6 protein-coding genes, 2 pseudogenes and 1 riboswitch are annotated in these 9978 nt (G+C 44.2%); of the genes and pseudogenes, 7 read left to right on the top strand and 1 reads right to left on the bottom strand.

Features of this window, described 5'->3' with window-relative positions:
- Positions 1–314: 314 nt before the first annotated feature.
- The 5 genes and pseudogenes from J7K79_RS03070 to J7K79_RS03050 all read left to right on the top strand — a co-directional run bounded on the left by J7K79_RS03070 (position 315) and on the right by J7K79_RS03050 (position 4404).
- Positions 315–761: a MarR family transcriptional regulator gene (locus tag J7K79_RS03070; RefSeq protein ID WP_296905060.1), complete on the top strand. Its 447-nt coding sequence runs from the start codon at positions 315–317 to the stop codon at positions 759–761.
- On the top strand, positions 758–1777 hold the full coding sequence (locus J7K79_RS03065; protein ID WP_296905058.1) for an NAD-dependent epimerase/dehydratase family protein: 1020 nt from the start codon (positions 758–760) through the stop codon (positions 1775–1777). The genes J7K79_RS03070 and J7K79_RS03065 overlap by 4 nt, the downstream gene beginning before the upstream one ends.
- Before the next feature lie 171 nt (positions 1778–1948).
- The gene (locus tag J7K79_RS03060; protein ID WP_296905056.1) at positions 1949–2149 is read left to right on the top strand and encodes a cold-shock protein; all 201 of its coding nucleotides are present in this window, start codon (positions 1949–1951) and stop codon (positions 2147–2149) included.
- A gap of 93 nt (positions 2150–2242) precedes the next feature.
- Positions 2243–3640, top strand: a complete 1398-nt coding sequence (gene gltX / locus J7K79_RS03055; RefSeq protein ID WP_296905053.1) for a glutamate--tRNA ligase — start codon at positions 2243–2245, stop codon at positions 3638–3640.
- Between the two features lies 1 nt (position 3641).
- A pseudogene (locus tag J7K79_RS03050) lies at positions 3642–4404 on the top strand (metallophosphoesterase family protein).
- Here the strand turns inward: J7K79_RS03050 and J7K79_RS03045 are convergent.
- A complete protein-coding gene (locus tag J7K79_RS03045; RefSeq protein ID WP_296905050.1) occupies positions 4382–5140 on the bottom strand; it encodes a radical SAM protein in 759 nt (252 codons plus the stop codon). The pseudogene J7K79_RS03050 and the gene J7K79_RS03045 sit on opposite strands and share 23 nt — an antisense overlap.
- Positions 5141–5293: 153 nt before the next feature.
- Positions 5294–5569, top strand: a riboswitch (cobalamin riboswitch).
- 117 nt (positions 5570–5686) lie between these two features.
- Between J7K79_RS03045 and metE the strand changes: the two genes are divergently transcribed.
- On the top strand, positions 5687–7948 hold the full coding sequence (gene metE, locus J7K79_RS03040) for a 5-methyltetrahydropteroyltriglutamate--homocysteine S-methyltransferase (RefSeq protein WP_296905048.1): 2262 nt from the start codon (positions 5687–5689) through the stop codon (positions 7946–7948).
- A 138-nt stretch (positions 7949–8086) separates the two neighbouring features.
- Positions 8087–9613 (top strand): annotated as a pseudogene (locus tag J7K79_RS03035) (5'-nucleotidase C-terminal domain-containing protein).
- The last annotated feature ends 365 nt before the right edge of the window (positions 9614–9978 follow it).

Here is a 9978-nt window from a genome sequence, read left to right as displayed (position 1 = left end):
TGGTAAAAGTATTTATTTAATTAGGAGTTCTTGCTTTTTAATAACTCTTTGATTTTGTTATTTTTTTCTGCCAACATTTTACCAAATCGAAATCTAATAAGTCAATACATCATCAAACTTCTTCATCTTCGGTTTGATCTCTGACAATCTCTGTCCTTATAAAAAATAAAGCGATGTTTATCTTTGAGATCAACAGAGGGGCTGAAAAGCCCCGTTTTTGAGTTCAGAGATTTTTTGTAAGTATTGTGTTAAAGTGTGATATAATAATTTATGATCTGAACTTTTTCATTTTTGAACAAAAAGAGGTGGTAATTATGAAGAGAACGCTCGAAGGTAAAGAAATTTTGGAGGTCGTATTCGATCTGGTGAGAGCTTTTTCCAAACTGATGCCCTTTGTGCCTGAGGCAGAGAAGATGAATACACTCGAGTTTTATCTCTTCATGTTCGTTGCTCTCAAAGGGCCTACCTCTATGAGCAAGCTGGCAGAAGAGCTATCCGTCAGTAAAAGCAATATCACGGTAACTGTGGATAAATTGGAAAAGAAGGGTTTTCTGAAAAGAAAACGCTCTGACCTCGACAGACGAGTTGTGATGATCGAGTTGACCAAAAAAGGAGAAAAGCTCTTCAATGCCATTCTTAGAAACTTCGAGAACATGCTCAAAAACGTGGTTTCTAAGATACCTGAAGATGATTTGAAAGTGATCTCAGAAGGATTTGAACGCATAACCAGGGTGTTTCTGAAAGGGGGTGAGGGGGAATGATTCTTGTAACGGGAGCCACAGGTCACATAGGGAACGTGCTCGTCAGAATACTTGTGCATCAGGGAAAGAGAGTTCGAGCAATGGTTTTACCGAATGATGATCTCACACTTTTGAAGGAACTGGATGTAGAAATCGTAAAAGGTGATGTGAGAGACGAAGAGTCAGTTGCAAAAGCCGCAAAAGGTGTTGATTTGATCTATCATCTGGCTGCGGTGATATCGATCACTCCCTGGAAGAGGAAGCTACTTTACGAGGTGAACGTGAAAGGAACCGAAAATGTTTTGAAGGAAGCGATAAAGAACAACGCAAGAATGATTTACGTTTCGTCCGTTCATGCTTTCGCTGAGCCAAAAGCGGGTGCGATAATAGACGAGCGTACACCCATAGATCCGAAAAGAACAACGGGATCCTATGGAAAGACAAAGGCCATTGCCACTCTCAAGGTTCTGGAGGCGGCACGTAAGGGTGCAGATGTTGTCATTGCATGCCCGACAGGGGTGATCGGGCCTTACGACTACAAACTCTCGGAGATGGGAAGGGTTATCTTGAAATTCCTCGGGGGAAAACTCAAAATCTGCATCGACGGGTCGTTTGATTTTGTGGACGTCAGAGACGTAGTCGATGGCCTCATAAAGCTTTCAGAGAGGGGAAGAAAAGGGGAAGTGTACATCCTTGGAAATCGATCTGTGACGATGAGAAAACTGATGACGATACTGGAGGAGGTAAGTGGTGTTCCCGCTCCTAAAATATATCTACCGCTACATATGGCATGGATTGTTTCTGGTGTTTCAACGGTGTTTTCAGCCCTGAGAAACCGTGAAACCATATTTACACCATACGCAATCTACACACTGACAAGAAACTACGCTTTTTCCCATGAAAGGGCTGAAAAAAAGCTTGGATACCACCCCAGACCTCTCGAGGAAACCTTAGAAGATACTGTTAAATGGTTCAGAGCGCAAATTTCATTTGAAAGTTTAAAGGGCTTCCGTTCTGCAGGTCTTCAGAGCAGATAGTTTGGTTTTATTGTTAGCGTATGTTTATCACATTATGAAGAGTACGTTTCGAAAGGTATCAACAGCTTTGAATATGAGGCTTTCCTCGATTTTGACAAACGACCTTGGGGGGTGTACACTTAGGGAGTGCCGCGATTGGCGGAAAGATTTTGAAGAAGGAGTGATTTTTTTATGAGAGGTACGGTTAAGTGGTTTGACTCCAAGAAAGGTTACGGTTTCATCACCATGGAGAACGGAGAAGACATCTTCGTTCACTGGTCCGCAATCCAGATGGATGGTTTCAAAACCCTCAGGGAGAACGAACCCGTTGAGTTCGATGTCCAGCGGGGGACCAAAGGTCCTCAGGCCGTCAACGTGAGACCCGTCAAATAATCAAAGAGCGAAACCAATCCAAGCCCCGGTGTTCATCACCGGGGTTTTTTTGATATATTAAGAGAGGATCAAGATTTCAGGGAGGTGCTCGACTTGGTCAGAGTACGATTTGCTCCCAGCCCCACAGGGTACCTGCACGTTGGAGGTGCAAGGACTGCTCTCTTCAACTGGATGTTCGCAAGAAAAGAAGGTGGAAAGTTCATCCTGAGAATAGAGGACACCGACTTGGAGAGAAGTTCCAGAGAGTTCGAGAAACAAATCCTCGACTCTCTGAAATGGTGTGGGCTGGATTGGGACGAGGGCCCCGATGTTGGGGGAGACCACGGTCCGTATCGTCAAAGTGAAAGACTCGAAATATACAGAAATCACGCTGAAAAACTGGTGGAAGAAAAAAGAGCTTATTACGTTGTCTACGACAGAGAAAATCCTTCTGAAGAACTCTTTTCTACATTCGAGTATCCCGAAGAGTACGCCAGAAGAGGGCATCCCATAACTGTGAAATTCAAAGTCCTTCCCGGTAAGACCACATTTGAAGATTTCCTGAAAGGAAAGATGGAGTTCGATAACTCCACCATAGAAGATTTCATCATCGTGAAGTCAAATGGTTTCCCTACTTATAACTTCGCGGTTGTGGTGGACGATCATCTGATGGAGATTTCCCACGTCTTTCGAGGAGAGGACCATCTTTCCAACACACCAAAACAGCTCATGATCTATGAGGCGTTCGGTTGGAAACCTCCCGTTTTCATGCATATTCCTCTCATACTGGGACCGGACAGAGCCCCTCTCAGCAAAAGGCATGGTGCAACCTCCGTCGAGCATTTCAGGAAAGAAGGTATCCTGGGCAGGGCTTTGATGAATTACCTCGCGCTTCTCGGCTGGAGAGTAGAGGGAGATGAGATATTCACTATAGAGGAGAAGCTCGGGTCTTTCGATCCCAGGAACATCTCCAACAAAGGAGTGATATTCGACTATCAGAAACTCGAGTGGGTGAATGGAAAGCATATGAGGATGATGGATTTAGAGGATCTGAAAAGAGAATTCTTAGAATGGGCAAGATACGTGGATAAAGAGATTCCCGATGTGGAAGAGGAATACTTCATAGCGGTGCTTCGTATCTGTAGAGAAAAGGTTAACACCTTAGTCCAGCTTTACGATATCGTGTATCCCTTCCTGAACGAAAATTATGAGTACGAGAAAGACTGTGTCGAAAAGTTTCTCAAAAAAGAAGAGGCAGAACAGGTCCTGAACGTGGTGAAATCTGAGTTTGAAAAGTTAAACGACTGGAACATGGAAAACATCGAAAAGATTCTAAGAGAGGTGGCGGGGAAAGGAATTGCTTCAAAGAAAGTGGTGTTCCAGACGGTGAGGGGTGCAGTAACAGGAAAGCTCGTTACACCGGGACTCTTTGAAACAATAGAGGTTCTTGGAAAAGAAAGAACTCTGAAAAGACTTGAAAGGACCATTCAATTTCTTAAAGGGGGAAACTAATATGAAACTGGCCTTTCTGGGAGATATACACGGTAATCTGGAAGCTCTGAATGCGGTTCTGGAAGACATAGAGAAAAGGAAAGTCGATGAGATATACTGCCTTGGAGATCTGGTCGGTTACGGGCCGGATCCTGAGGGGGTTGTTCAGGTTATAAGAGACAGAAAAATAAAGACGGTGATGGGAAACTATGACAATGGAGTGGGAAACCTTAGAGAAAGCTGCGGGTGCTCCTACGCACCGGGAAGAGAGTCCGAGGTGGGAGAGATTTCCCTGAAGTGGACCATTGGAAACACCTTTGAAGAGGCTAAGCGATTTCTGAGAGCTCTTCCAAAAAGAATCTCCTTTGAAATAGAAGGAGTGAAGTTTCTTCTTGTTCACGGCAGCCCGCTCAACGAACTTTTGGAGTACGTAAAGCCAGATACTCCTTCTAGGAGATTGAAGGAGATTGCACAGTCTGTAGAAGAAGACATCATCGTGAATGGACACACATATTCTCATGGCAAGATGGATTTCAGGAAAACTGATTTTGAATCCGGGAAGTGTGGGAAGGCTAAAAGATGGTGATCCTCGAGCGTCTTACATACTGGTTGATGTGAGCGAAGGAGTGGTTCGTTTCGAGACGGTACGTGTTCCTTATGAGATGAGAAAAACCGTTGAAAAAATCATAAAAAGAGGTCTACCAGTTGAGCTTGCTACGGTTCTGGCTCTCGGAGAAACATTCGATATGGGGCCGGGTAAGGTCACGTTTTCCTTAGAGCAATGAAAGCGCAGCATCCTTTGAAATTTCCCTCACCTCCAACGGGCTTTGTGATGAAGTCCACCGACTCTTTTAATAATTCCTGAAGTTTCTTTCTGTACTCTCCTTTTGGTTGCATACAACCCAGAATCACCCTTTTGAAAAGCCTTCTTGCCTTCTCAAAGATCCGGACGGTGTCCTCCAGTGCGGGAGGATTTTTATCTGCAAATGGTGTTTCAGGTGTGGGTATGAAAACGTTCAGCACCACTGTGTCAGTTTCTTTCGAGAGGATTTCAAGGGCCTTTTCCTCGTGGGTTATCTTTCCACCAAGAATTCCTATCGTGATATGAAAGACTACCTTTTCATAAAAGCGTGCTATTTGCAGTATTTCCTGTGGAGTCAGATCGAGCCCGTATATTCTTTTCATCACTTCAGGATCTCCGAAAAAGTCCATAGAAACCACATCTGCCAGCTCTTTTGCCACCTCTGACTTCTGAAACCCAACATGAAAATTGTACAGAAGGTTGTATCTTTCCCTGTATTCTCTCAATACGTCTCTGTGAACTTCAAACGGGATCGATCCGTCTGCGAGCATTCCACCACTGATCAGAAAGCTCTTGTATCCTTTCTTGACGTAAAGGGGAATCTCCTCAACAGAGATCATGTGACGGAGATAACGCGCACCGCAGTGTGGGCAGTTCAGAGCGCAGAACGTACCGGTCACACTCACCGGAATGGTATGGGATGGATCTATTGTTTTCACGATTATTCCCTCCTCAAATAGAGCGGAAGACTATTGAAAATAATATCAAATGTTTTTCCGGACGTTAACGAAGTCAACTTTATTTACGATTTTATCTTTTGTGCAGATTTTCTGTTCCCAAAGATTTATTGACACGAAAATGATTTGTGGTAAAAGTAAGTAATAAGGCTGGATGTAAGGGAAGAGGGGTGAAAATCCCCCGCTGCCCCGCAGCCGTGACCGGGGGCGAAAGCCGCTTATCCGCTCTTATGCGGATGGGGGAGGAGGTCCCGAGTAGGGTGTTCCCGAAAGGAGGCTTCCTTCCTTGGGCTGAAGGCTCAGTCCATGGGCTTTCAGCCGACAGACCACTGGTACCGAAAGGTACTGGGAAGGTGCGGCGAGTAGGATGATCCGGAAGCCGGAAGACCTATCCAGCCTTTAAAAACCTCGAGGGGGGTTGAAAACCATGCTCAGATCTTTTCCGCCATCACCACCCTGAAAATCCATCCTTGTTTGATTCCACCCACAATTAAGTCAGCCTGAGTATTAAGAAGGAGGGAAAACACTGTGCAAACTCTGGCTTATGGCTTCCCTAAGCTTGGGAAGAAAAGGGAGTTTAAAAAGCTGCTTGAAGGTTTCTGGAAGGGCAATCTCACTGAGGAAGAACTCCATAAAGGAATAGAGAACTTAAAACTCAAAAGGGTTGAAAACTATCAGGATAATGTGGATCTTTTTCCTTCAAATGAAGTCTCACTTTATGATTTCATTCTTGATACAGCGGTTATGGTAGGAGCCATTCCTGGCAGATTTCAACCTTATAAAGGGCTCAAGACCTATTTTGAGATGGCCAGAGGTAAACAGGCTCTTGAACTCACCAAGTGGTTCAACACTAATTACCACTATCTGGTTCCGGAGCTGGAGAATCAGGATTTTTCAATTCTGGATAACTTTCCGCTTAAAGATTTTCTTTTTCATCAAAGACACGGAATCAATACGCTTCCAAAAATGATAGGGCCTTTTACCTTCTTGAAGCTGGCTAAGCTTATCAAACCTTCCAAAGGGGGAATTGAGATAGAAAAAATAACTGATCCAGAGACCTTTGAAGTTCTTTTAGAAAGACTGATGCCGGTTTATCAGGAGATATTGAAAAGTGTGGTCGAGGCAGGAGCTAATATCATTCTTATAGAAGAACCTGCTCTGGTGATGGAGCTCGAACCCTGGGAATGGAATCTGATCAGAAAAACCTATGAAGTTCTTTCAAAGATTGCGGATCTGTGGGTGTTAACCTACTATGACAGTGTATCTGATTATCTTTCTTTCATAGAGCTTCCAGTCAGAGGATTGGGACTCGACCTGGTTTCAAATCAAGAAAATCTGGGCAGTTTGAAAACATGGGGTTTTCCAAAGGACAAGGTTCTTATTGCGGGTATTATCAACGGAAGACAGGTATGGAAGGCTGATCTAGAAAGCAAACTCAGAGAAGTCGAGAGCCTTTTGAAATACACCGATAATCTTGTGATATCTAACTCGTGTCCTCTCTTTCATCTTCCTGTTTCTCTGGCAGGAGAAGATCATCTACCACCTGAGTTGATAAACAAACTCTCCTTTGCTGAAGAGAAATTAACGGAGCTAAAACTCATCAAAAAAGGATTGGAAGGAGATCCAGAGGCTTTACGTGTTATAACTGAAACCAAAAAAGCACTGCAAGTTTCCTTTGGACAGAAAAAAGAAGTGAATGAAAGAATTTCACAGCTCACAGAAAGGGATTTCATCCGGGATATACCTTACTCGGAGAGAATGAAGCTTCAACAGGAAAGACTTAAGCTTCCTCTTTTCCCCACAACAACTATAGGCTCTTTCCCACAAACAGAAGATGTAAGAGCTATGAGGGCCAAGTTCAACAGAGGAGAGATAGGAGCAGAAGAGTACAAACAGTTTATTAGGCAGAAAATCGTTGAGGTTATAAAACTGCAGGAAGACCTTGAACTCGATGTTCTTGTACATGGAGAATTTGAAAGAACGGACATGGTAGAGTTTTTTGCTCAGAAATTAGAAGGAATAGCCACCACCAAACAGGGTTGGGTGCTCTCTTATGGTTCAAGGGTTTATCGCCCTCCTATCATCTTTGGGGATGTCTGGAGAAGTGCACCTATGACTCTGGAGGAGATCACCTATGCCCAGAGTCTGACTCAAAAACCGGTGAAGGGAATGCTCACAGGTCCGGTAACTATTCTAAACTGGAGTTATTATCGGGAAGACCTTTCCAAGGAACAAATAGCCTATCAAATTGCTCTGGCGTTACTCGATGAAGTGAAAGATCTGGAGAACGCAGGGATAAAAATCATCCAGATAGACGAACCAGCTTTTAGGGAAGGAGCTCCCATTAAAAGGAGAAATTGGGACGAATATTTCAGCTGGGCGGTGAAGGCCTTCAGACTCTGTTCTAAGGCCAGACCTGAGACTCAAATTCACACTCATATGTGTTACTCGGAGTTCAATGAAATCATCGATTATATCGCCCAGATGGATTTTGATGTTATCTCTATAGAAGCTTCAAGAAGCAAAGGAGAAATTATAGAGGCTTTCGAAAACTTCACCGGCTGGGATAGACAAATTGGTCTTGGAGTTTATGACATCCACTCTCCAAGTGTACCTACAAAAGAAGAAATGAAAGAGGTGGTGAGGAGGGCCTTAAAGGTCTTGCCCAGAGAACTTCTATGGATAAACCCTGACTGTGGCCTGAAAACCAGAAGATGGGAAGAGGTAATTCCTGCTCTCAAGAATATGGTAGAGATGGCTAAGGAGCTCAGACAGGAAGCCAGACTGTAAATTTCTGGTGTTGAATAAACGCAGGGCAACGAGTGAACAGGAGGTGCAAGGAGCTTTTGGCTTGCACCTCTTTTTTCCAAATGTTACTTAACCTGCTAAACAAAAACTGGAGTTACAATCTCATGGGGAGGTGATAGAATGAGGAAGTTTCTGATTGTTTTTCTTGTTGTCCTTTTGAGTGTTCTCTTGCTTGGTGTGAGGCTCACCATTCTCCATGTGAACGACACGCACGGACATGCATGGGCGTTCGATGAATAGCGAAACCCGGGAATAGGAGGGCTCGCTGCTATCGCAACCATAGTCGAAGAAGTGAGAAGAGAAGTTGAGGAACAAGAGGGATACGTGATATTCCTTCATGCAGGCGATATCAACACAGGTATACCTGAATCTGACCTTCAGGATGCGATACTAGATATTGTGGGCTTCAACATGATAGGACTCACCGCCATGGCAGTCGGAAACCACGAATTTGATAACCCAAGAGATGTTCTCCTCAAGCAGATGAATTTCGCTGATTTTCCATTTCTCTCCGCAAACATTGTAAAGGAAAATGGAGAACCCTTTTTCACACTGTACATAATCGAAGATTTCGGCAAACTGAAGGTCGCCATAGTTGGTTTCACAACGGAGGAAACAACAATCTTGGAACCTCTCTATCTTGAGGGTTTGAAGTTCGGAAATGCCTTGAAGGTAGCCCAAGAGATCGCTCCAAAACTGAAAGAACAAGCAGATGTCGTGATTGCCCTTGCCCACCTTGACTGGGGAGATCCCAAGAAAGAAGATATCACCACAACACACCAGTTGGCGAAAGTCGATGGAACGGACGTGGTCGTGGCAGGTCACAGCCACGTTCTCGGATCAGAAGTGGTGGACGGAAAGATGGTAGTTTCAGCAGGTGAATATGGAAAATACGTGGGAAGGCTCGATCTGGATGTGGAAAACAGGAAAATCGTTGCGTGACATTGGCAAGCTATCCCCGTTAATTTGAAAGTGTACAAAAATGGAAAGTACGAATACGTTGGAAAACCATACCTTGAGAACAGATACGTTTCAAAAGAATTCGAATACTTCAAGAAAGTTGGGAACGAGAAACTCGATACTGTGATCGGGGAAACGAAGATCCTCCTCGACGGTGAAAGAGAACACGTGAGATCGAAAAGCACAAACCTCACCAACCTTGTAGCAGACGCTATGAGATGGAAAGTGAAAGCAGACATAGCTCTCACAAACGGAGGGGGAATAAGGGCTTCTATAAAACCTGGAAAGATTACCGTGAGAGACATCCTTACGGTTCTTCCATTTGGTAACACACTGTATGTACTGAATCTTACCGGCGAGCAGATAATGAAAGTACTGGAGTACGCTGCTACTGTACCGGAGGGAAAGGGAGCGTTTCTTCAAGTCTCTGGACTCACATGGAAGAGCAAGGATGGAAGGGTCGTTGAAGTTCTGGTGAACGGAGAACCACTGGACCTGAATAAGACATACAAAGTGGTGACGAACAACTACATGGCAAGCGGCGGAGATGGATATACTATGCTCAAAGAATGTGGCGGTTATGACACGGGCTTTCTGATGTCGGACGCTGTCATCGAATACATACAGAACGTTTTGAACGGTGTGGTGGAAGAGTACGATGCTTCTCAAAGATGCCTAAGAGAATAAGGCGGGGAGATCCCCGCCTTTTATTTTTATCAGATCGTGATCTAGTAAAGTTTTATTCACAAAAACCTGATTAGTTCCGATTGTTCACAAAGCAGGTGATGTTTGTATGAGACATGTAGAGGTAGATACAGAGTATGCAATTACCGGTAATGGAAAAATTCAGTTTCAATAGTTCCTTTGAGGTATGGAAATAGAATGAACCTGCAACGTACCAGGCCGTCTCTTTTGTGAGCGCTCCAGTGCCTGGACATGGAAACCACCAGGCGTAAATAATAAAAGCAGGGGAAGTCCCCTGCTTTTCATTTGGGTGATAGGACTTTCAGATGCTCCATATCTCTTCAAACGAATGGGGGGTTTCACAGTAC

This window comes from Thermotoga sp., assembly GCF_021162145.1.
In the GTDB taxonomy this organism is placed as follows: Bacteria; Thermotogota; Thermotogae; order Thermotogales; family Thermotogaceae; genus Thermotoga.
Note: the sequence above shows the minus strand (reverse complement) of the source record. Positions and strands in the feature narration are given on the sequence as shown.